The following is a 21,142-nucleotide window of genomic DNA, read 5'->3' as shown; positions in this document are numbered from 1 at the left end:
CGCGGAAGAGCGCAGCCCCCCCGCATCAGCGGTGTCGGGCTCGGCGCCTGGCTGCCACGGCGGCGTGCTCGTGGTGGGTGGGCACCGCCGGCCGGCGCCACATGTCCGCGCCGCGCTCACGAACCGCAGGCGGGAACCGGCCCCGAACGTCCCCGGGATCCGGCCGGTGCCACCGCGGCGCCCCGTGGTTGACCGCCGTACCCGCGCCGACTTATCTTCGTTGCTAAATTTAGCAACGAAGGAAAGGAGGAGTCGAGTGCCCGCACCTCAGACAGTGCAGCGTGGCCTGTCACGAACGGCGGTTCTCGCCCTTCTCGGCCGGGCAGGCCCGCTCAGCCGGGTGGAGATCGCGCGTCGGCTGGGCGTGAGCTCGGCCACGGTCACCCAGGTCACCAAGCGGCTGCTGGCCGACGGACTGATCGCGGAGACCGACTCGGTCCCCTCGGCCGGTGGACGTCCGGCCATCCGGCTCGACATCGTCTGCGACGCAGGGCGGGCCATCGGCGTCAAGGTCGCGCCCGACCATGTCACCGTCGTACACGTCACGCTCGGCGGCGAGGTCACCGACTGCGCCACCCACCCCTTCGACGCGCTCACCGCCGATGCAGCAGACCGCCTCGTCGAGGTACTCGCGCCCGAGGTGATGCGCGGCGGCGACGCCCCGCTCATGGGGGTCGGTGTCGGCGTACCCGGCCGGGTCGGCGCCGACGGCATCGTCGACTCCCCGCATCTTGGCTGGAGCGCGGTACCGCTCGGCCGTCTCCTTGGACGTGCCCTCGGTCTGCCTGTCCTCGTCGAGAACGACGTCAACACCGTGGGCACCGCCCAGCTGCTGTACGGGCACGGTCGCACCCTTGACGACTTCCTCGTCGTCACCATCGGTACCGGCGTCGGCCTCGCCGTTGTCAGCGAAGGCAGCGTGCTGCGCGGCGCCTTCGGCGGCGCGGGCGAGCTTGGCCATGTTCCGGTCACCGACCAGGGACGGCTGTGCGCCTGCGGCAACCGGGGCTGCCTGGAGGCGTACGTCGGTTTCGACGGGCTGCTGCGCACTGCGCGCGAGGAGCACGTCCTCGAGGACGGCGACCGCGCCGAAGCCCTCGCCGCACTCGCCGCCGCCGGGGACCCCGGTGCGCTGGAGATGCTGCGCGGCGCGGGGCGCCTGCTCGGCCGCACCCTGGCCGGGGCCGTCAATCTCCTGGACCCGCAGGCGCTGATCGTCACCGGTGAGGGCATGCCGCTGTGGCCGTATCTGCGGGACGGCTTCGAGCCTGCGCTCAGCGGGCACCTGTTCCGGCCCGTCTCCCGCCTTGAGGTGATCACTGACGAGTGGGAGGACCAGATCTGGGCGCAGGGCGCCGCGGCCACCGTGCTCGCCGCTCCGTTCACCCCGGAGAACAGGGAATCCGCCCCGGTCGACGCGGCCCGCGCCCGTCTCACCGCGCACAGTGAGGCGAACCAGGCATGAACTCCCTCCGGGGCCCGCGCAAGGCCCTGCTGCTCGGCTTCCTCCTCGCGCCCAGCCTGATACTGCTGCTGGCGTTCGTCATCGGTCCGATGTTCGGCTCGCTGTGGATCAGCTTCCACGACTGGAATCTGCTCAAGCCCATGAGCTGGGTCGGCCTCGAGAACTTCCAGGCCGTGTTGACCAGCCCGGACACCTGGCGCGCCTTCCGCGACACCCTCTTCTACGTCGTCGGTTATCTGCCACTGGTCTACGCCGGCGGGCTCCTGATCGCCCTCGGCCTCAACCGGGCCATGCGCGGCCGCAATCTGCTGCGTGGCGTCTACTTCCTGCCTGTCGTCACCAGCTGGGTGGTCGTCGCCCTGGTGTGGAAGTGGATCCTCAACCCGAGCAACGGGGTGGTGAACGGCGTCCTCGGCTGGTTCGGGCTCGACGGGCCCGGCTGGTGGACGGACCCGACCTGGGCGATGCCGTCGGTCATCCTGGCTTCCGCCTGGAAGGACCTCGGCTTTGTGATGGTGATCCTGCTGGCCGGGCTCCAGGCGATCCCTGCAGACGTGTACGAGGCGGCGCAGGTGGACGGCGCGAGCGCCTGGCGGCGCTTCCGCCACGTGACCTTCCCGCTGCTCGCCCCGGCTTCCCTCTTCGTCGTGATGATCTCGCTGATCAACGGCTTCCAGGTGTTCGACCAGGTCTTCGTCATGACCGGCGGCGGGCCCGCCGGGGCCACGCAGACCGTCGTCGGCGCGGTCTACGACAACTCCTTCCGCTACGGGAAGATCGGCTACGCCTCCGCGCTCAGCTGGGTCCTCTTCGTGGTCATCCTCGTCATCTCGGTCATTCAGAGCCGGGTCCAGCGCAAGGTGGTGGAGAACCGGTGAGCGTCCTCGACATGCCGGCCAAAGCCGCTCCCGCGGCGCCGCACAAGGGCCGCCGCCTGCTGGTGAGCGCCGTGCTCACACTCGGCGCGCTGGCGATGCTCTTCCCCTTCGTCCTGATGGTCCTGACCGCCTTTCAGACCGGCGGCTCCCTCGGTGACGCCTTCACGCTGCAGAACCTCGGCCTCGGGTCGTTCGACGAACTGACCGGAGCGCTGCCGTTCTGGCGGATCCTCGGCAACTCGTTGTGGATCTCGGTGGTCTCCACCCTGTGCCAGCTGATCACCAGCACCCTGGCCGCGTACGCCTTCGCCCGCTTCACGTTCAAGGGCCGCGACACCCTCTTCCTGATCTACCTGGCCACGATGATGATTCCGCAGCAAGTGCTGCTCGTGCCGCTGTTCGTGGAGATGAAGCAGCTCGGCCTGATCGACACCTACGCCGGCATCCTGCTGCCGGGCCTCGCCTCGGCCTTCGGCACCTTCCTCATACGGCAGGCGATGGTCGCCGTGCCCCGCGAGCTGGAGGAGGCGGCGCTGATCGACGGCGCCGGCTATCTGCGGATCCTGTGGAGCGTGGTGCTGCCGATCGTCCGCCCGGCCCTGGCCACCTTCACCGTCTTCGGCTTCATGGCCTCCTGGAACAACTTCCTGTGGCCGCTGGTGGTGACCCGCTCGCAGGAGCTGTACACCCTGCCGCTCGGACTCTCCACGCTGCAGGGCCGGTTCACCACCGACTGGAATGTGGTGATGGCCGGCTCGGTCGTCAGCGTCGTGCCGATGCTCGTGATCTACCTGGCAGCCCAGAGGCACGTCGTCCGCTCCGTCGCCACCAGCGGTCTGAAGTGAGGTACCCGACCATGGTCCGCACCCCCCGACCACGCCGCCTCGCCGCGCTCGCGGCCCTCGTCACCACCGCCACTCTGCTGGCCGGCTGTACGCAGGGATCGGCGACCCGCACCACCGGCGCCGACGGCCGCAGGATCGTCCACTACATGACGTTCACCGCGGCCCCCGACCACCTGGGCGATCTCGACCACCTGGAGAAGTCCTTCGAGAAGGCCCACCCGGACATCGACGTACGCGTCCAGACGGCCCCCTTCGACCAGTACTTCACCCAGTTGCAGACGTCGATCGCGGGTGGCACCGCGCCCGATGTCATGGAGCTCAACCAGGAGTCCTTCGCCTCCTTCGCCGATTCCGGCGCGCTCGCCGACCTCACCGGGCGGGACCTCGCGGACGGTGCGTTCTCACAGAGCTCCCTGGACGCCTTCACCTACGAGGGAAAGCAGTACGGACTGCCGTCCAGCTTCTCCGCGGAACTGCTCTTCTACAACAAGGACCTGTTCGACAAGGCGGGCCTCGACTACCCGACAGGCGACTGGACCTGGCAGGACGAGCAGAAGGCCGCCGAGAAGATCGACGCGCTCGGCGACGACATCTTCGGCGACTACCAGAACGTCTCCTTCCTGGAGTTCAACAAGGCGCTCGGTCAGTCGGGCGGCTCCTTCCTCAGCGAGGACGGCACGAGGCCTGCCTTCGACAGCCCCGAAGGCATCGCCGCCGCCACGTGGCTCACCGGCAAGGTCGGCACCACCATGCCCACGAAGGCACAGCTCGGTGGCGAAGCCGACCAGGACACCCGGATGTTCACCGAGGGCCGGCTCGGCATGTGGCACTCGGGGTCCTGGTTCTTCTCCACGCTCGCCGAGTCCGACGTCGACTGGGACGTGGTACTGGAACCGGCCAACGGCACCCGCGCCAACTCCGTCTTCCAGAACACCCTCGCGATGTCCAGCCAGTCGAAGAACGCGGACGCCGCCTGGGAGTGGCTGACGTACATGACCACCTCGCAGGAGGTGGCGCAGAAGCGCATCGATACCTCCTGGGAGCTGTCCCCGGCCACCAGTGACTCGCTGAAGAAGCAGTTCACTGGCCAGAAGCCGCCGGAGAACCGGGCCGCCGTCTTCGACGCCCTCGACGATGTCGCCCCGTTCCCTGACATGGTCCGTCAGTCCGAGGTCTCCGACATCGTCGGGAACGCGCTCGAAGACGTCGTCATCGGACGCACGACCGTGCACCAGGCCCTGAAGAGCGCGGCCGACAAGGTCGAACCGCTCCTGCGCCAGGACTGACCCGTCCTCGGTGCCACACCCCCGTACCCCCCGTACCCCCGACCGGAGGCACCCCTTTGTTCACCCCCGACGACCACCGACGGCTCGCCGCCAAGAGCCTTGAGGTGATCACCGGAAACCAGGCCGAGAGCGGCGCCTACCCGGCATGCCCCACTTACGAGGTCTACGGCTACTCGTGGTTCCGCGACGGCTCCTTCATCGCCGAGGCGGCCTCCCGCGTCGGCGCGCCCGCGTCGGCGACCGCTTTCCACGACTGGTGCGCCAGGGCCGTCACCGACCGGGCCGCGCGCATCGAGGCACTGGTCGCTGCGATCGGCCGTGGCGAACGCCCCGCTGAGGCCGAGTACCTGCCCACCCGCTACACCCTGGCCGGCGAGGACACCGGCGACGTCGGCTGGTGGGACTTCCAGACCGACGGCTACGGCACCTGGCTGTGGGCCCTCGCCACCCATCTCGACCGGCACGGGCTCGACCCCGAGCCGTACCGTGAGACGGTCCGCCTGGTCGTCGACTACCTCACCGCCACCTGGGACATCCCTTGCTACGACTGGTGGGAGGAGTCCAAGGAGCAGCGCCACGGCGCCACCCTCGGCTCGATCCACGGCGGCCTCAGCGCCGCCGTCCGCGCGGGGCTCGCCGATCCGACGGCCGTCTTCCGCACGACCGCCGCCATCGAGGAGACCGTCGCCGACCAGGGCATGTCCGCCGGTCACCTGGCCAAGTGGCTGGGGTCCGACGCGGTCGACGCCAGTCTGCTTGCCTGCCTCACCCCGTTCGGTTCTGTCGACCCGCAGGGCGAGGTGGCCTCCCGCACGGTCGCCGCGATCGAGCGCGATCTCGTAGAGCCGGAGGGTGGTGTCCACCGCTACCTCAAGGACGTCTTCTACGGCGGCGGCCAGTGGCCGGTCCTCGCCGGTTTCCTCGGCTGGCACTACGCGCGCACGGGACGTGAGGCCGATGCCCGTCGCGAGCTGGACTGGATCGCCTCGCACGCCACGGACGGACTGCTGCTTCCCGAACAGGCGCCCGGCGTCCGCCTCCTCGCCCCCGACCACCTGCAGCGCTGGATCGACCGCTGGGGACCCAATGCCACCCCGCTGCTCTGGTCCCACGCCATGTACCTGATCCTCGCCGACGAACTCGGAGTCCTCGCATGATCCGCCACCGCCCGCACGGCTCCGGCCATGCCTACACCCCCACCGACGACCAGATCGTCCCCGCCCATCCGCTTGCCGACGAGACCTTCGAGGTCCGTGCGTCCACCAACGGCTCCTACCGGAACGTCAGCTGTGAGTGGCAGACCGACGGGGCGCCGACCGTGCTCGAAGCGACGGTCGAATCGGACGCGGCCGGGCGCGCCGACGATTCCGGCGGCGACAGCGACAGCCACCTCGCCGCCGCTGCGTCCGGCGCCGGCTCCGGGGACCGGCTGCGCTGGGTGGTTCGCCCGCAGCCGCTCGCCGAGGGGCAGCGTGCCCGCTACCGCTTCACCGGCACCACGAAGGACGGCCGTACCAGCCGCACTTCCTGGCACACCGTCACTCCGGCCGCCTGGCGGGACGCCGCCCCCGGCGTCACCGTCACCGGCCCGGCAGCCCGCCTCGCCGACGGCACCCTGTCCTCGCTGATCGCTGCCGACGGCTCGGTGCTGCGGGTGCGCTTCGCACTCCGCCTCGCGCCCGGCGAGCACGTCGTCGGCTTCGGCGAGCGCTACGACGCGGTGGACCAGCGCGGACTCACCCTGGATGCCCAGGTCTTCGAGCAGTACAAGTCGCAGGGTTTCGCCCGCCGCACCTATCTTCCGATGCCGTTCGCCCAGGTCATCGGCGGCGACGGCTGGGGCTTCCACATCCGTACCTCGCGCCGTACCTGGTACGACGTGGGCGCCACCGACCGGAATCTGCTGTGGATCGAGGCCGAGACCGGCTCCGACGGCACCATCGAGACGGTGTGCTGGGCCGGCACCCCCGCCGAGGTGCTCGACAGCTTCCTCGACGAGGCAGGCCGGCCCGAGGAACTCCCCGACTGGGTCTTCCGCCTGTGGGCGAGCGGCAACGAGTGGAATACCCAGAAGCGGGTGATGGCCGAGATGGACGCCCATCGTGACCTGGACATCCCCGTCGGAGCCCTGGTCATCGAAGCCTGGTCGGACGAGGCCACCTTCACGGTCTTCCGCGACGCCGAGTACGAAGTCACCGAGGACGGCGCCCCGCACCGACTGAAGGACTTCACCTTCCCCGAGGACGGCGCCTGGCCGGACCCCAGGGGCATGGTCGAGGAACTGCACGACCGCGACATCAAGGTGCTGCTCTGGCAGATCCCGCTGATGAAGATGCGCCCGGCGCCGCGGGGGCAGGCAGCCGCCGATGCCAAGGCGATGATCGACAACGGGTACTGCGTCCTGGAACAGGACGGCAAGCGGCCCTACCGTAACCGCGGTTGGTGGTTCCCACAGGCCCTGATGCCCGACCTCACCCATCCCGAGGGCCGCGAGTGGTGGCTGGACAAGCGCCGCTACCTGGTCGACGAGATCGGCATCGACGGCTTCAAGACCGACGGCGGTGAGCACGCCTGGGGCTACGACCTGCGCTACGCCGACGGCACCGGCGGCGCCGTCACCAACAACCTCTTCCCGGTCGAGTACCCGCGCGCCTACGGCGAACTGCTGCGCGAGTGCGGCAAGGCTCCGGTGACGTTCTCCCGCGCGGGCTTCACCGGTTCGCAGAACGCGGGCGCCTTCTGGGCCGGCGACGAGGACTCCACCTGGGACGCCTTCCGTCACTCGGTCAACGCCGGCATCACCGCCTCGGCCTGCGGCATCGTCTACTGGGGCTGGGACATCGCCGGATTCTCCGGCGACGTGCCTACTGCCGAGCTGTACCTGCGCGCCGCTGCGGCCTCAGCGTTCATGCCGGTGATGCAGTACCACTCGGAGTACAACCACCACCGCACACCGCTGCGCGACCGCACTCCGTGGAACATCGCCGACCGCTCCGGCCGCCCCGAAGTGCTGGAGATCTTCCGCTTCTACGCCAAGCTGCGCGACCGCCTGGTCCCCTACCTCTCGGCCGAGACCCGGGCCGGTCTGGCGCAGGGCAAGCCGCTGATGCGCGGGCTGTTCTTCGACTACGCCGCGGACGAGCGGATCTGGGACTTCCCGGACCACTTCACGCTCGGCTCCGCGCTCCTCGTCGCCCCGGTGACCCAGGAGGGGGCCGAATCCAAGGAGGTCTACCTCCCGGCAGGCACCGAGTGGATCGACGTATGGACCGGCGAGCGCCACCAGGGCGGCGCGGCCGTGCGCCGTGCCACCCCGCTGGACGTCGTACCGGTGTACGTGCGCGCCGACCGTTGGGCCGAACTGAAGGCGGTTTTCGACACGGCGTAGGCGCCGAGTCGGCGCGACGCGCTTCGGCACCGACCCGGGCTGCTCTTCCGCCCGTACACGCCCCGCCCGCGGCGGGAGAGCCACCGTGGTGCACGGATGCTCAGGTGATTGTCGTGGTCGTCGGGGCTCTGTGCGCACATCGTGCCGGTGCCGAAGTCGATGTTCTCGTAGTGTCACAGCAGGTTCTGCCACGTGACCGGCCCGACGACGCCGTCCGCGCCGATTCCGGCATGCGACTGGAAGGTGCGCACGGCGGGCGCGGTGGCGCGCCCGAAGGCCCGTCGACCGTGAGACCGGCGCCCGTCAGGCCGGCAGTCGCGGGAGGGGGCACATCCCGGCTCTCCGCCCAGCACGAGATTCTCCGGTGCTGGTCTGGTGCTGACTACGCTGCGTTGAACTTCGGCATGAGCCGCAGATCGGACATCGCAGTGCTGCGGTCACTGCGGGCCGCGGATGGTGTGCCCGCTCCGGGATCACGGCCAACAGACAGCATTGGTGTCCCGCGTATCCCTTCCAGGCGCCGTGCTGCACAAGCAGGTCATGCAGACACAGCTCCCTTCCCCGACGAGCGTTATGAGGCAGGTCGGGGTGTCTGCGGCCGTCGGTGCCTTCGCCAGCCGCTACGCCCAGCCGGACGGGATGTTGCAGCCTGCCCTTTTGCCACAGCTCTACATGCACTTCGACCGGGGCCAGAATCCTCGGCCGGTGCCGCCTTCACCCGATCGAAGGCGACACCGAGCCGGAGATCGCCCCAACCGCATAACCTGTCACCGGATCACCGAGTAGGCCGTCGGTTACACCATGCCACCGGACGTGACCGGGGAGGGGCCTCGGGCTTGTGGTTGTACGGCAGCATCTTGGAGTCGTTCCCGCCCGCGCCGGGAGGGTTCTGTCACACCATCGCGGCGATGCTGGTCTCAGTTGTTGTCCCGCCCGCGCGGGGATGGTTCGGTCGTTTACAAGGAGAGAACCGTGACTGTTCAGTCCAGGGAATTCGGCTTCGGTATGCCGTGGGAGTCTCTTTACGGGTTCAGCCAGGCCGTGCAGGCCGGCGACACGCTCTACATCTCCGGACAGTTGTCGCACGACATGACCGGTGCCTTCGTCGGGGCGGGCGATTTCGAGCTCCAGGTGAGGACGACGTTCGACAACCTCGACCGGGTGCTGGAGCACTTCGGCGCCACCCGCGACCAGATCGTCGAGACCACCGTCCTCGTCAGGGACCTGCGGGAGCATTTCGACACGGTCGCCCGCCTGCACGCCGCGTACTGCGGCGACCACCGGCCGACCAGCACCGTCATGGGTGTGTCCGACCTTGCGCTGCCCGACCAGCTCGTCGAGATCGGCGCGGTCGTCCGCCTCGACGTGACGCACTAGCTTGATCTTCAACCTCGGGCTTCGAACGATGCGTTGTACTTGATCACTCGGTGCGGTAACCGGCGTACGAGGAAGCGGCCTTCGTCTGAACATGTGCTCCGACCAAGGAACACACACATTCAGCACGAAGGCCGTGAGGATGAGTCTGCTGCATCACGATGCTCGTCTGGAGCCGCTTGCGGACCTGTCATGCTTCCGGGCCGAGTTCTACTCCTGTCTGACAGCGCGTTCGGACGCGTTGTTCGAACTGGCCCGACGCAGTCCTGTGTGGCGACGGGCCGGTGAGGTCGCTGGCCGAGTTGTCGCTGGTGGGCGAACACCGCCGCGGTCATGGCGGGCTCTACGCGGCCGTGGCCAGGGCCGGGTGGATGCGCCCCGGCTGCTGCAGGCACTGGCTGCGGCGCCTGTGCCGCGGGCCGCCGACGGTTGGCTGGTCCTGGCCGTCGACGTCACCTGCTGGCTACGGCCCGACGCCCACAGCTCAGCCCCGGCAGCCACATACGCTGGGCCGGACACCCTGGTACGGAGGTGAGTTCGTCTTCGGACAGCCCGACAGCTGGGGCACCCCGGACACCGAAACCGTCACCGACACGCACCTTCACGGCACTGCCACCGCCCGCTCCTGGAACCGGCTCCACCCCGAACTGACTCACCGCTCCTCCTGGGCGGCAACCGACGGCACAGTCCCGATCGTCGAGGGAACCGTGATCCGCCTGGACGTCGACCACCGGCCCAGCGGAGCGACTTCGAAGCCGGTCTGGCTGTGGTGGTCAGGCACCGACGCCACCGAAGCCGACACCGACACCAATCGCCTCTGGCAGGCGTACCTGCGGCGCTTCGAGCTCAAGCACACCTTCCGCCTGTTCAAGCAGACCCTCGGCTGGACCTGCCCGAAGATCCGCACCCCCGAGGCCGCTGACCGCTGGACGAGGCACAAGCCTCTTCGGCCGCTGTCGCAGTCACGGCCGAGGGCCGGCTTCGACAGCTGTCTGTCGTTGGCCCCGTATGACAGCCCTATGTGGCCCCAGTTGGTGATCAGTTGACGTGGTTTCGACAGTGGGAATTGGTCCCAGCGTTGACCTCGGGCTTCGGTACGAATGAGACGCGGTGCGGGGCTCCGCCGACAGCGCGTCCATCGGATCCTGGTGCGCTCGCTACGGCGCCCCCGCCGTCGCGGTGCGGGACTCTCTCAGTCGAGCCCGGAGGCACCCGCCTCATTGCTCCACTGTCAAGACATCAGCGTGGGTCAGGACGAGTTGCGCACGATCAGTTCGGTGGGAAGCGTGATGTGTCGCCGTGGTGCGCCGGGATCGGCGATCTCGTCGAGCAGGAGACGGGCGATGGTGCTCCCGATCTCCTCCACCGGCTGGCACACGCTCGTCAGTGAGGGATGGGTGTACCGGGCGATGTACGAGTTGTCGAATCCGACAATTGCGACGTCGTCGGGAATCCGCCGCCCTCCCGTCCATGTGCCGGACGGACACTGGCCACCTGGCGGCCGTCCGCGTAACGGTTCACTGTGACACGGTCTCCCGTGGTCAGTGTGACGGTGTGGACGGACGGGCGTGGCGCGTTCTTGGCGCGGGCCGGTTCGGCGGCGCCCTGGGCGATGCCGGATGCGGCCGTACCCTTGAATACTGCCATCAGTGTGGCTATCGCCACCGGGCGGTGGCGCGGCGCGGAGGTGACCGGCCGCCGCCATCTATGCGTTGATCTCATGGACAGAAAGAGTGGGGGCGCCGATGCGGCCCGTCAGCATCTGGACGTGTCCAGCCTGCGCCAAGTCACCTTTGCGCCAAGGACACCAGCCAGAGCGGCAGCGACTCCGGCCGGGTCCGCCACAGCGGTGCGGCCGCAGGTCGCCTGGGGCAGCCCCGGCCCTGACGCGCCCCGGCGCGGCCGCCGTCAGGCCACTCGAGCTTGCCTGCCGCAGAGGACAGCGTCGCCCGGGCTGCGGTGGCAGGTGTCGGAGGTGAGGGTGTGAAGCAGTCCCGTGGGGGCGGGACGGCCCGGTGGGGAGGCCGGCGCACAGCGAGCCTCAGGTCGCACCGGGCCGTCATGGGTGGAGGGCTGGCTCAGCGGCGGACGATCTGGGGTGCGATGTCCTCAGTGAATCCGTTCGTGTCGGATCCGGATGGGGATGCAGCCTTGGTGCTGGTGGCTCCGCAGAACGTGGCCTCCAGCGTCGCACCGAGTGTCGCGTTGACGGTTCCGTTGTTGGAAGTGTTCGCCAGCGAGGTCATGCTGCGGGTGCCGTCGGCGGTGGTGAAGGCGTAGGTGTAGTAGCCCTGCATGGTTCCGGTGTGGCCGTAGACCATGGTGCCGCAGGACAGCTTCCTGGCGCGCAGACCCAGACCGTAGGACTGGCTGCCGTCCGCGTTGACCGGAACCATGGTCATCATCTGCTCCAGCTGCTCGGCGGGGAGGAGCTTCCCGGAGACGAGCGAGGAGAAGAAGCGGTTCAGGTCTGTTGCGTTGGAGATGACCGCACCTGCGGACTGTGCCCACGAGACGGTCTGCTCGGTGGAGTCGACCAGGGGCAGGGTGGTGTCGTCCTGGCGGAGGTAACCGTGGGCATAGGAGCCGGAGATGGTTGTCTGCGGGTGGACGTAGGAGGTGTTCCTCAGCCGTAGGGGACCGAAGATGCGCTGCTGGTAGTGGGTGGCCATGGGCGTGCCGGTGATGTTCTCGATGAGCTGCCCCAGCACGACGAAGTTGGTGTTGGAGTAGCTGTAGGCCGCGCCCGGTGCGTTGTTCAGAGGGCGGGCGGTCGACAGGTCGATGAGGTCCTGGTAGCTGAACACCTTGTTCCGGACCGCCTCGAAGCCCGGAACGGTGTAGTAGAACATGTCGTTGGTGTAGTCGTACAGGCCGCTACGGTGGCTGAGCAGGTGCCGCACGGTGATGCGGTCGTCGGGCAGCGACTTGGGCAGGTAGGTGTTGGCCGGGGCGTCGAGGTCCACGCGTCCCTCGGCGGCGAGCTGCATCAGCACCACGGTGGTGAAGGTCTTGCTGACACTGCCCACGCGGAATCTGCGGCCGGTGTCCATCTGGGTGTGGGTGGCGGTGTCCGCCTCCCCGGTGACGATGTGGTAGCTCCTGAGGCCCTCGTCGATCCGGGTGAGCGCTCCGGGCGCACCCTGTGCTACGGCCGTCTTCTGGACGGAGCGCACCGCAGCGGTGTCCGGGGTGGGAAGGGCGGAGCTGTCCGCGACGGCCGGGGAGGCCGCCAGAGTGGCGATCAGGGTGGAGCCGGCGAGCATCATGCTCACGTCTTTGATTCGCATCCGAATCTTTCTGATGAGAAGAGTGGGAAGGCGCCCCGGGGGCCGGGCGCCCCGTCCGAATGCCGCATCCGCACGGGCAGTCGAGCCAAAGCACGTGGAATCTCGTGCGGTTGGGCGGGCGCAGAAGGGGGCCGTGGTTCTCGGCCTGGGCGGCACCGCAGGCATAGTAGTACGACAACAGTGTGTTTTCACAACGTGTGATGTCAGCAGATCATGTATGCCGTGACGACCAAGGGATCTTGGCCAGGGGGATCGGACTCGGCGGTGCTGCCGCCACCCCCACTCTCTGCCGCTTTCACCAGCGGGGTATGCTGAATTTCGGCATTGATCCGGTGCTCCGCGCGGGGAGAGTGCCGACATGTTGCCGTCATGCATCGTTCATACATGGGCGTCCATAACTGGTCACAACGTGTGTCCTGTCGGGTTGCTTCCGCGCCCGAGGGGCCTGTTCTGCCGTAATCGAGCGACGCCGAGCGCGTTCTCGCGGCATCGGTGGTGTGATGGCGCTGCTCATGCAACGACCGGAATACGGATTTCTGCCAACGCCACCTGTGCGTCGTGATGCGCCTTGCACTGCAGTGCAGATCGACGATTCTTTACCTGTCTGGAGGACCTTGTGAACGCCAGTGACGAGGCCGCACGCGGCCTGACCGACATTGAAGGATTCCTGTTCCGGGAAGCCCACCGCCGTAGCGCTCAAAGCCGTGCGGCCGAGTTCGCCGCACGCGTGGCCGGGCTGAGCGAGGCACAGAAAGCCGAGATCGAGTGGTGGTACGTGGAAGAGCAGATCCGGGTTTGCCGGATGATGACGCAGCACATCACCGACCACATCAAGGCGGTGGAAGATCACCACGCCAAGCGCTATGCACAGCTGCGCCGGAGCGCGTACATGGCGACGACTCTTATCACCATGATGATGCTCGGCCTGTGCAGCGCGATGATCATCGGTGCCGTCGGCTGACCGAGCAGACCGAAACCGGGCAGCGCCCGACGGGGAGAGCGCCCTGCACAGAGCCTGAGCGGTCATCCACCTAGGGTTCTTCACCGTCGTGGCGTGGCTTGCCGCGGCAGGGAGCACGATGACCGGTGCTTCCCGGCATGCTGCGCACCAACTGACAGCGGATCCGGTCCCGGCCGGACAGCCGGCCCCGTTGCCCGATGCTTCCCTCCGAGCTCACCGGACGTCCTCGCGTCTCGACGCGAGGAACTCGGTCACCTCGGCGCGGAATGCCTCCGGATGCTCCAGGTGCGCCATATGGCCGGTCTCGTCCAGGACCACGAGCCGTGCCTTCGGGATGCCCTGGTGGATCATCCGTGCCCAATGCGGCCCGCAGATGAAGTCGTCCTTTCCGACGAGTACCAACGTGGGGGCTGTGATGGCGGACAGCTCGTCGCGGACGTCGAAAGGGGGACCTTCGCCCCGGCTGGGCGCGGCGTACATCCGCAGCGACTGGCGGACGGGCCTGAACTCCTCCTCGCGGCCCCAGTAGTCGTAGAGGTAAGCCGGCATGATCGTGCGCAGCACGGCGGTCGTGCCGTCGTCGGTGAGCTGGTCGAGCCGGGTGGTGAGAGCGGTGACGTAACCGGCCACCTCAGGGTGTTCGCTGATGTGGCGCTGCACGAAGCGCTCCAGGTTGGCGACTGCGGCCGACCAGAACCCCTCGTCCGTCACCGGCGAGGTGTCGTACAGGACCAGAGCCGCGACACGCCCCGGGTGTTCGAGAGCGTACCGCTGGGCGACGAACCCTCCGTGCGAGTGGCCGAGCAGCACGACGTCCGGCAGCGCGAGGTGCTCGATCACAGCGTGCAGGAAATGTGTGTACGTGGCCAGGGTGTATTCGCGAGGATCGGCCAGGAAGCCGGATGCGCCGGTACCGACAGGCTCGATGTAGACCATGGTCAGACTGCGTTCGAGCAGAGGCATGCGCAGATACTCCCAGCTGATGCCGGGTCCGCCCGAGTGGGCGATGCACACCGGGCCTGTGCCGGCGACGTGGTAGCGCTGTTCGACGCGCGACAACCCGTGCCGGACAGTGATCGTGTGAGTGCCGGGGGAGAGCGGCGACGCAGGGTCTTCGGTGGGGCGGGGGAGAGTCATTGGCTCGGGTGAGGCGTTCACACTTCCCAGATGCTCTGCCAAGAACAGTGACTACTCAAGACAGTGTGATGCTTGTCATCACACCGTTTCCGACTTGTCGGAGCTGAGCGATCGCACACAGGTAAATGGCGCCCGCTTCTTCCCGTTTCGGGGCATACTGCGATCGAGCTACGGCAGACAACGGGCCGAAGGCCGTGGGACTGATAGGCTGTTCACAGCGTTTCGGACACCGTGCGACACATCCTCCGTGAAAGGTGTCCGAAACGCGTTGACACGGCCCAGGGGCGGCGCCGTACTCGATGACCCGGCTGCGTACGTTGCCCCTGCGCGAGGTCAGGAGCGCTTGGCGCGGTAGAGGCCCCGGCCGGTTCGGCGGATACGGGAGGTGCCGACCAGGCGATCGAGCGTACTCCGGACCGCGTTGATGCTCCCACTGTCGGTGTCGCGGCCGAGAGCGGCGGCTACATCGCGAGCACGCACATCCACATTGTCGACCGTTGCGAAGTACTCCAGGATCTGCTCGGTCAGCTTGCCGTACTTCCTCTGCCCGTCAGCGTCGGCGGAGGCTCCGGAGGCGGCAAGCACCTTTGCGCCCTGCCGGCGCTCGGGCTGCTGGACCTGTGGTTCGGTCTTCGAGGCGACGTCTGCGGACGCGGAGGAGGACACATCCGTCTGCGGTTCCACGGGCGCCGTTGCGTGGGCCGGCCCTGTGGGCGCGGCACTGGCAGTGGCCGCCGGGGCCGCGCCGGCTGTGTCGTGCATCAGGACCTCGAGGGCACTGAGGGCGCGCTGGACGGAGCCGAGATGCGCTACGACTGCAGCCAGTTCCCTCTCCAGCGCCTGCTTCTGGACCTCCAGGCGGGCCAGCTCCTCCTGGAGACTTTCAGCGGTGATCTCAATGTTGTGCGCCGCGTGGGTTGCAGAGACCATGTGTTCCTCTCATCCTCAACCCTTCTTGTTGCGTCCCCGCCGACTCACCTGCGGTGCCACTCGGCCCGGACGCCGGGATTGGTGCCCCCTGGACATCATAGGCAGTAGTGCATCCCGGAATACAGATGAATCTGACGGACCACATATGTCGCGGAGACCCGGGTGCACTGAAAGATGGAACGCGGAACACAGTGCTGTCACCGGGGAGCCGGGCGTATGCCCGCGGGCAACGCAACGGTATGAGCGACCACAAGGCGCGACCGATAGGGCCCGGACCGCTCACCGGTCGTGCGGCGACGCCGAGCCCCGTCACCCGCAGTGGCCAGGACGCCGTCCCGTCAGGGCCAGCGCGGCAGGGAGTGTTTCAACCACCCTGGGCATGCGTCGTATGGGCGGGGGACGGCAGCGGCTTGGCCGGACGAACCGCGTGGTCCTCAGGGCCGCGGCGTTGACGGCGGCTGCTGAGCAGCGTATCGGCGCAGTGTGTCGGAGACCGCCGCAATGCGCGCGTCGACCGCGTCGAGTGCCTCGTGAAGCATGCGCAGACGAGCCTCGAGCAGGGCGGCCTCGGCTGCCAGCGACACACTGGCGGCGGCAGGATCGGGGTGCTGGTCGTCTCGGGGCATCATGCGTCTTTCTTCGGCTCAAGCCGGGAGTCGTGCGAAACCGGAGTGCGTGCGGATCGGCAGGGGCAACCTCGCGGCCTGGCCGGACCCCACTGCGGTCGGCGCGCGGACGGCGCCGTAAGCGAGCTGTGGGACATCGCATCGCACGGGCCGCTCCGCCGGGCTCTTGACATGCTTGCTCCCTTCCTCGCTGCGAGGGCTTGTACGGACACTGCGCAAGCCACACCCGCATTGACCGAACAGCTGACGGAGCTGTGACAGCCGGGGCTCCGGGCGCTGCGCCCGCGTGCACGCCAAACGCGGTTGAAAGAAGCCTTCTTGGAATGAGCTGCCGGGCGCTTCAGTCGACGTCAGGCGACCTCACTGATGCGCTGCGTGACGGGCACTGCCAGGTGCGGGCTGGTCTGGACTCGGGCCTGACCATGGCTGCTCGCCGTACCCGGAAGCGATGTCACAACATCTGCGCCTGTCCGGCCCACTGGTCCGCTCCTCCGCGCGGCTGCCCCCGCGAGCCGACCGCACCACACCCCTGTGGCAGTCGGGCGGCCAACGCTGGAGCACATGACGGCCGGAACGGCCTTGACCAGGAGCCGACTGACATAGCGGGCCATCACGCAGTGCCGCGCGATCGCGCCACTCGACAGCACCGGCACCCGGAGGAACGGAGACAGCAGGACCGTGCAATTCGAGACGTCCCCCACGGAAAGTTCCCTGGACCAGGCCGCTTCTGTCTTCGTAGAACTCCGTCCGCGCCTTTTCGGCCTCGCATACTCGCGTGATGGATCCTCATGAGCGCAGGGAGCAGCTCCGTATCCCCTGCTCATTGACCCCACACCGACACGAAGAGCGCCGCGGGTGAGCCGACGCGACATGCGCTCGTCACCCTGCCAGGCTGGCTGACACCCTTCTGGTGTTGTCCAGCAGTGCCGCTTGCCGCTATCGAGCGCCACCATCACCCTGGTCGCCGACCTGCTCCGCGGCTACTTGAAGAAACTCCGCTCCCGGTGGCGCAAGCTGACGGCAGGACAGATCGCCGTGCTCGTCCTCGCTCACCTGCGCTGTGACCGGCGCCTTGCCGACCGGCGTCAACGACGTCTCCGCTTCCACCGTGCGGCGCTGGGTGCTGGAAGTGCTGGAGCTCCTGGCCGCGCGGGTGCCGCGGCTGGACCGCGCGCTGAAGAAGAGGTGCGCCGCCGACTGGCCGTTGTCCCTCAATCAGACGGTAGTGACCACTTGAGCGTACGTCAGGCGTGGAGAGCGTGGGAACCACGCGTTCTCGCCCGGCATGCCGATGTTGACGACAGCAAGAACCGAGTGCTCGCCATTGCTGAAGAACTCCTTGTCGATGCCCTCGGCGTCGAAGCCGGTCATCGGTCCTGCGGCCAGGCCGGCGGCGCGGACGCCGATGATGAAGTAGCCGACCTGGAGGAGTGCGTTGAGCCTTGCGGACCGCTCACGCACCGCACGCTCGGCGAAGAGATCCTTGGCCTGTGGGAAGTGCGGAAACTGGCTGGGCAGTTCCTCGTGGAACTCATTGTCCGCGGCGAGGACGGCGACGAGTGGGGCTGCCGCGGTCTTCTTGCGGTTGCCCTCGGACAGGTGCTCGACCAGGCGCTCGCGCGCCTCGGCGGAACGGACCAGCACGATACGCAGCGGCTGCTGGTTCATCGAGGTGGGGCCGTACTTGACCAGGTCGTAGATGGCCTCGATCCGGTCGTCCGTCACTGGCTCGTCGGTGAAGGTGTTGGCGGTCCGTGCCTCCCGGAACAGAAGGTCCTGGGCTGCGGGGTCGAGCGCGAGAGACATGGTGAACCTCTTACGGGTGAGTGTCTGTGGCTTCTTGGTGACTCGGCGAACGGCAAAGCAGAGGAACTGGGCGCTGACACCCAGCAGGTACACGGCGGTCGTGGTCGTCCCGACGAGCCCCCACAGGAGGGGCCCTGCACAACACCGTGCGAGTAACAGGCTGACCAGCGCGGCGAAAGCCGCCGTGGGCAGATGGAAGGCGGCCCATATCCACGTGCCGGCCGGGACGGACCTGTCCGGCGTCATGGGGGCACCGCCGTATGCGACTACACCCAACGCGACGAAGGTGAGCGTCGCACCGGCGAGGAGCGCCAGGACTTCGGCCGCCCCTGGGGCACCCCGATCGGACGACGTCACCGCGGTGGCGGTCCACAGCGCCAGGGTGTATCCGTGCGGGGCCGCGCTCGCGGTCACGGCCGCGCGGAGTTGGCCGCGGTATCCGCGTTCCGGGTCCGTGTGGGCACCGGGCCCGACCGCCCTGGGCTGCGGTTGACTGTCCGTCCGTGACATGGATGACGACCTTGCCACGCTGGTGCTCCTTCTCGAGCGCCTCGTACACGGCGCGGGTTTGGGCGAGGGGAACGACCCGGTCGGTCTTCGGGCTCAGCCGTCTGTTCGTGATCAACTCACTGATGGAGTCGAGTCCGTCGCGATCCGGCTCGACCGCGAAGAACACTCCGCGTGCGGCATGGTCCTGGGCCGCGCCGAGGCCGGCGGCGCGACGATGCTGACCAGGACGCCGCCTGGGCGCAGAAGGGGCCCAGGACCGGGTCCGGGTGTCGCCGCCCACCGTGTCGAATGCGACGTCCACGTCGGCCACGTGGTCTTCGAACCGACTGCCCGCGTAATCGATGGCGTTGTGGGCACCGAGGCCCGCAACGAACTCGGTGTCGCGGGCCGAGGTGGTCGCGGTGACTCTCGCGCCCAGCGCGGGGCGAGCTGTACGGCGAACGAGCCGACGCCACCGGCGCCGCCGTGGACGAGAACATGCTGCCGGGCTCCATGTGGGCGTGGTCGACCAGCTCCTGCCGTGCGGTGAGCGCAGCCAAGGGGACGGCCGCCGCGCTCCGGTGGTTCACTCGGGCCGCCTTGGCGGCGAGGATCCCTGCCGGCACGCTGATGTACTCGGCCGTGGCTCCGTCACGCAGGAACGGGATGAGTCCGCAAACCTCGGCGCCCAGGGCGGGAGCTGTGACACCGGCTCCGTGCTCGACCACGACGCCGGACACCTCGTGTGCGGGAACGATGGGTGTCCGGTCCCGCCCCGATCCGTCGAAGCTGTCGGTCCAGGTGGCGTCCCAGACGAGTTCTCCTGTGGTGATGGAGGCGGCCCGTACCGCGACGACGACATCGCCGAGCCCGGGCTCGGGGCGCTGCGGTGCGGTCTTGTGGACCAGTCGTTCGGGGCCTCCGCGTCGGTGTGCGCGTACTGCGCGCATCGTGTTCATGAGGCGGTCACTTCCTGATGAAAGGCGGTGCCGTGCCGGTGGCCACGCCGTCGCGACCAGCATCACGGGTGCGGCCGGTGCCGGCATCGCCCATTCAAGGGATCCTTGCCGCCGCGCCCTGCCGGTCGGGGGCACCGCTCAGTCGGCCCCGTCGGCGGTACCACCCTGTTCGATCGCCAGCCGGGTCAGCTCGACTCGCGTGTTGATGCCGAGCTTGGTGAAGATGTGCTTCATGTGTGTGTTGACCGTGTGCACGGACACGTAGAGCCGGTCGGCGATGGCCCGGTTGGTGAGGCCGTCGACGACGAGCGGGATCAGTTTCCGCTCGGATTCGGTCAGGTTCCCCCACTCCGGGGGGCCGGTCGTGCGGTGCCGTACGGCGCTGGTGCGCACGCCGAGCTGCCGAAGGCGCCGCCTGATGCGCTCGTGATCGCGCAGGGCTCCCGAGGCCGACGCCAGCTGACCCGCCTCTTCGAAGTACGGGATCGCCGGCGTCGTATCGATCGATGTGGCCATGAGCTCGCCGAGGTCCTCGCAGGCCGCGGCCAGGGCCAGCGGCCTGCCGGTGCTCCGGTAGCCGGCGATGGCAGACGCCAGTGCACGGGGGTCGCTGTGAAGCAATCCGTCCACGTGGGCGCGGACTGCCCCGATGATCTGCTGGCTGTCGTCCTGTGCGGTCATGCTGCGCAGTGCGCCGGACACGGCCTGCGCGACCGACGGATCCTCGTCGCGGAGCGCGATGCGCACGATCCCGGGCCAGTGGGATGGAGGTACCGCCAGCAGCAGCGTCGGCTCACGGTCCCCGAAGCTGCCCGCGAGTGCCACTGCCGCTGTGGCATCGCGGCCCTCCGCGTCCGCCAGGCAGGCGCGCGCGAGCGACACCCACGGGCCGTACCGCTGTGTGGTCGTGCCGGAACCGGCTTCCGCGGCGCGGAGATGGTCTCTGGCCTTGGCGAGGTCACCGCGTCTGATCTCCACCAATGCCAGCACGGAGCGGGCCTGCGGATTCGGTTGAGTGATCTCGAGTTCGTCCGCCACCGTCAGACTGGCCTCGGCCTCCACGGCCGCGTCGTCCAGCGCTCCCTGTTCGAGTAGTGCGCAGGCACGGGTGGCATGCCAGTGGGGAAGTGACCAGCCGAGGCCCAGCGCCTCCGCTTCGCGCTGCCCCTCCCGCAGAATCCGCTCGGTGTCCGCGAGCCGGTCGGTGGCGGTCAGCACCGTGGCCAGCCACAGCGCCGGAATCCGCGGGGGCCGCAGGTAGAGCACGGCGGACTCTGTGCCGGCACGTCCGGTGGCCTCCTCGGCAAGCTCGAGGGCGCGGGCAAGGCGCCCGCGGTAGAAGAACGTCTGCGACTGGAACACCTCGGCGCTGACGACGAGGGCCGGATCGTGGCTGCGGTAGGCGGCCTCGACCAGCCCGGTGTCGGTCTGCTCGGCAGTGGTGATGTCCCCGAGGTACACGTGGCCCGTCGCCTTGGTCTTCAGCAGCCGGATGCGCAAGTCGGGCGGCAGCGCGGGAAGGTCCAGGGCCTGCTGGAGGTGTGTCATCGCGGCGTCGTCGTCGCCCGCGGCCTGGTGGATCTCGGCGGCCACCAGGCGCATGCATGCTTCCTGCAGTGGCTCAAGACTGTCCGACAGAGTGGCGTCGACCAGGTCGAGCGCCTCGTGAACCCGGCGGGTCCGGCCGAGGTACTCGGCGGCGTCCGTC

Annotated in this window: 17 protein-coding genes and 3 pseudogenes; 10 read left to right on the top strand and 10 right to left on the bottom strand. The window is 68.5% G+C overall.

Annotated elements, in window-relative coordinates; translation table 11 throughout:
• Nucleotides 1-256 precede the first annotated feature (256 nt).
• Genes ACTWQJ_RS09660 through ACTWQJ_RS09635 form a run of 6 tightly spaced genes read left to right on the top strand, consistent with a single transcriptional unit; the run spans nt 257 to nt 7,862 of the window.
• Nucleotides 257-1,465 (top strand): ROK family protein, encoded by a 1,209-nt coding sequence (locus ACTWQJ_RS09660; RefSeq protein WP_443306204.1) that lies wholly within the window; start codon nt 257-259, stop codon nt 1,463-1,465.
• Nucleotides 1,462-2,343 carry a carbohydrate ABC transporter permease gene (locus ACTWQJ_RS09655; protein WP_443306203.1) on the top strand — a complete coding sequence of 294 codons (882 nt, stop codon included), beginning with the start codon at nt 1,462-1,464 and terminating at the stop codon, nt 2,341-2,343. The genes ACTWQJ_RS09660 and ACTWQJ_RS09655 overlap by 4 nt, the downstream gene beginning before the upstream one ends.
• A complete protein-coding gene (locus ACTWQJ_RS09650) occupies nt 2,340-3,188 on the top strand; it encodes a carbohydrate ABC transporter permease (protein WP_443306202.1) in 849 nt (282 codons plus the stop codon). The genes ACTWQJ_RS09655 and ACTWQJ_RS09650 overlap by 4 nt, the downstream gene beginning before the upstream one ends.
• Before the next feature lie 11 nt (nt 3,189-3,199).
• Nucleotides 3,200-4,474: an ABC transporter substrate-binding protein gene (locus tag ACTWQJ_RS09645; protein ID WP_443306201.1), complete on the top strand. Its 1,275-nt coding sequence runs from the start codon at nt 3,200-3,202 to the stop codon at nt 4,472-4,474.
• Nucleotides 4,475-4,530: 56 nt separating this feature from the next.
• A complete protein-coding gene (locus ACTWQJ_RS09640; protein ID WP_443306200.1) occupies nt 4,531-5,631 on the top strand; it encodes a glycoside hydrolase family 15 protein in 1,101 nt (366 codons plus the stop codon).
• Nucleotides 5,628-7,862: a glycoside hydrolase family 31 protein gene (locus ACTWQJ_RS09635; protein ID WP_443306199.1), complete on the top strand. Its 2,235-nt coding sequence runs from the start codon at nt 5,628-5,630 to the stop codon at nt 7,860-7,862. The genes ACTWQJ_RS09640 and ACTWQJ_RS09635 overlap by 4 nt, the downstream gene beginning before the upstream one ends.
• A gap of 173 nt (nt 7,863-8,035) precedes the next feature.
• Here ACTWQJ_RS09635 and ACTWQJ_RS09630 read toward each other — a convergent pair whose 3' ends face one another.
• The gene (locus tag ACTWQJ_RS09630) at nt 8,036-8,113 is read right to left on the bottom strand and encodes a peptidoglycan-binding domain-containing protein (protein WP_443306217.1); all 78 of its coding nucleotides are present in this window, start codon (nt 8,111-8,113) and stop codon (nt 8,036-8,038) included.
• A 721-nt stretch (nt 8,114-8,834) separates the two neighbouring features.
• Here ACTWQJ_RS09630 and ACTWQJ_RS09625 point away from each other — a divergent pair.
• Nucleotides 8,835-9,239, top strand: a complete 405-nt coding sequence (locus ACTWQJ_RS09625; protein WP_443306198.1) for a RidA family protein — start codon at nt 8,835-8,837, stop codon at nt 9,237-9,239.
• A 139-nt stretch (nt 9,240-9,378) separates the two neighbouring features.
• A pseudogene (locus ACTWQJ_RS09620) lies at nt 9,379-10,210 on the top strand (transposase); the annotation flags it as partial.
• Between the two features lie 275 nt (nt 10,211-10,485).
• Here ACTWQJ_RS09620 and ACTWQJ_RS09615 read toward each other — a convergent pair.
• Both ACTWQJ_RS09615 and ACTWQJ_RS09610 read right to left on the bottom strand, forming a co-directional pair.
• Nucleotides 10,486-10,698: pseudogene (locus ACTWQJ_RS09615) on the bottom strand (substrate-binding domain-containing protein); the annotation flags it as partial.
• 616 nt (nt 10,699-11,314) lie between these two features.
• Complete coding sequence (locus ACTWQJ_RS09610) at nt 11,315-12,526, bottom strand: serine hydrolase domain-containing protein (RefSeq protein WP_443306197.1); 1,212 nt, start codon at nt 12,524-12,526, stop codon at nt 11,315-11,317.
• 616 nt (nt 12,527-13,142) lie between these two features.
• Here ACTWQJ_RS09610 and ACTWQJ_RS09605 point away from each other — a divergent pair.
• Nucleotides 13,143-13,487, top strand: coding sequence for a hypothetical protein (locus tag ACTWQJ_RS09605; protein ID WP_443306196.1), 345 nt, complete (start codon nt 13,143-13,145; stop codon nt 13,485-13,487).
• Between the two features lie 213 nt (nt 13,488-13,700).
• On the opposite strand, the gene ACTWQJ_RS09600 is transcribed toward ACTWQJ_RS09605, so the two are convergent.
• The 3 genes from ACTWQJ_RS09600 to ACTWQJ_RS09590 all read right to left on the bottom strand — a co-directional run bounded on the left by ACTWQJ_RS09600 (nt 13,701) and on the right by ACTWQJ_RS09590 (nt 16,183).
• Nucleotides 13,701-14,546 carry an alpha/beta fold hydrolase gene (locus ACTWQJ_RS09600; RefSeq protein WP_443306195.1) on the bottom strand — a complete coding sequence of 282 codons (846 nt, stop codon included), beginning with the start codon at nt 14,544-14,546 and terminating at the stop codon, nt 13,701-13,703.
• A 411-nt stretch (nt 14,547-14,957) separates the two neighbouring features.
• The gene (locus ACTWQJ_RS09595; RefSeq protein WP_443306194.1) at nt 14,958-15,554 is read right to left on the bottom strand and encodes a hypothetical protein; all 597 of its coding nucleotides are present in this window, start codon (nt 15,552-15,554) and stop codon (nt 14,958-14,960) included.
• A gap of 434 nt (nt 15,555-15,988) precedes the next feature.
• Nucleotides 15,989-16,183 (bottom strand): hypothetical protein, encoded by a 195-nt coding sequence (locus ACTWQJ_RS09590; protein ID WP_443306193.1) that lies wholly within the window; start codon nt 16,181-16,183, stop codon nt 15,989-15,991.
• Nucleotides 16,184-17,240: 1,057 nt separating this feature from the next.
• On the opposite strand from ACTWQJ_RS09590, the gene ACTWQJ_RS09585 reads away from it, so the two are divergent.
• Nucleotides 17,241-17,417 carry a hypothetical protein gene (locus tag ACTWQJ_RS09585; RefSeq protein ID WP_443306192.1) on the top strand — a complete coding sequence of 59 codons (177 nt, stop codon included), beginning with the start codon at nt 17,241-17,243 and terminating at the stop codon, nt 17,415-17,417.
• On the opposite strand, the gene ACTWQJ_RS09580 is transcribed toward ACTWQJ_RS09585, so the two are convergent.
• The 4 genes and pseudogenes from ACTWQJ_RS09580 to ACTWQJ_RS09565 all read right to left on the bottom strand — a co-directional run.
• Nucleotides 17,396-17,986, bottom strand: coding sequence for a malonic semialdehyde reductase (locus tag ACTWQJ_RS09580; RefSeq protein ID WP_443306216.1), 591 nt, complete (start codon nt 17,984-17,986; stop codon nt 17,396-17,398). The two genes, ACTWQJ_RS09585 and ACTWQJ_RS09580, sit on opposite strands and share 22 nt — an antisense overlap.
• A gap of 10 nt (nt 17,987-17,996) precedes the next feature.
• Complete coding sequence (locus ACTWQJ_RS09575) at nt 17,997-18,914, bottom strand: zinc-binding dehydrogenase (protein WP_443306215.1); 918 nt, start codon at nt 18,912-18,914, stop codon at nt 17,997-17,999.
• A 181-nt stretch (nt 18,915-19,095) separates the two neighbouring features.
• Nucleotides 19,096-19,425: pseudogene (locus ACTWQJ_RS09570) on the bottom strand (alcohol dehydrogenase catalytic domain-containing protein); the annotation flags it as partial.
• A gap of 147 nt (nt 19,426-19,572) precedes the next feature.
• On the bottom strand, nt 19,573-21,142 hold a 1,570-nt coding region (locus tag ACTWQJ_RS09565), incomplete at its 5' end, for a LuxR C-terminal-related transcriptional regulator (protein ID WP_443306191.1).

The sequence above is a fragment of the Streptomyces sp. KR55 genome, assembly GCF_052245645.1.
Classification (GTDB): Bacteria; Actinomycetota; Actinomycetes; order Streptomycetales; family Streptomycetaceae; genus Streptomyces; species Streptomyces flavusporus.
Note: the sequence above shows the minus strand (reverse complement) of the source record. Positions and strands in the feature narration are given on the sequence as shown.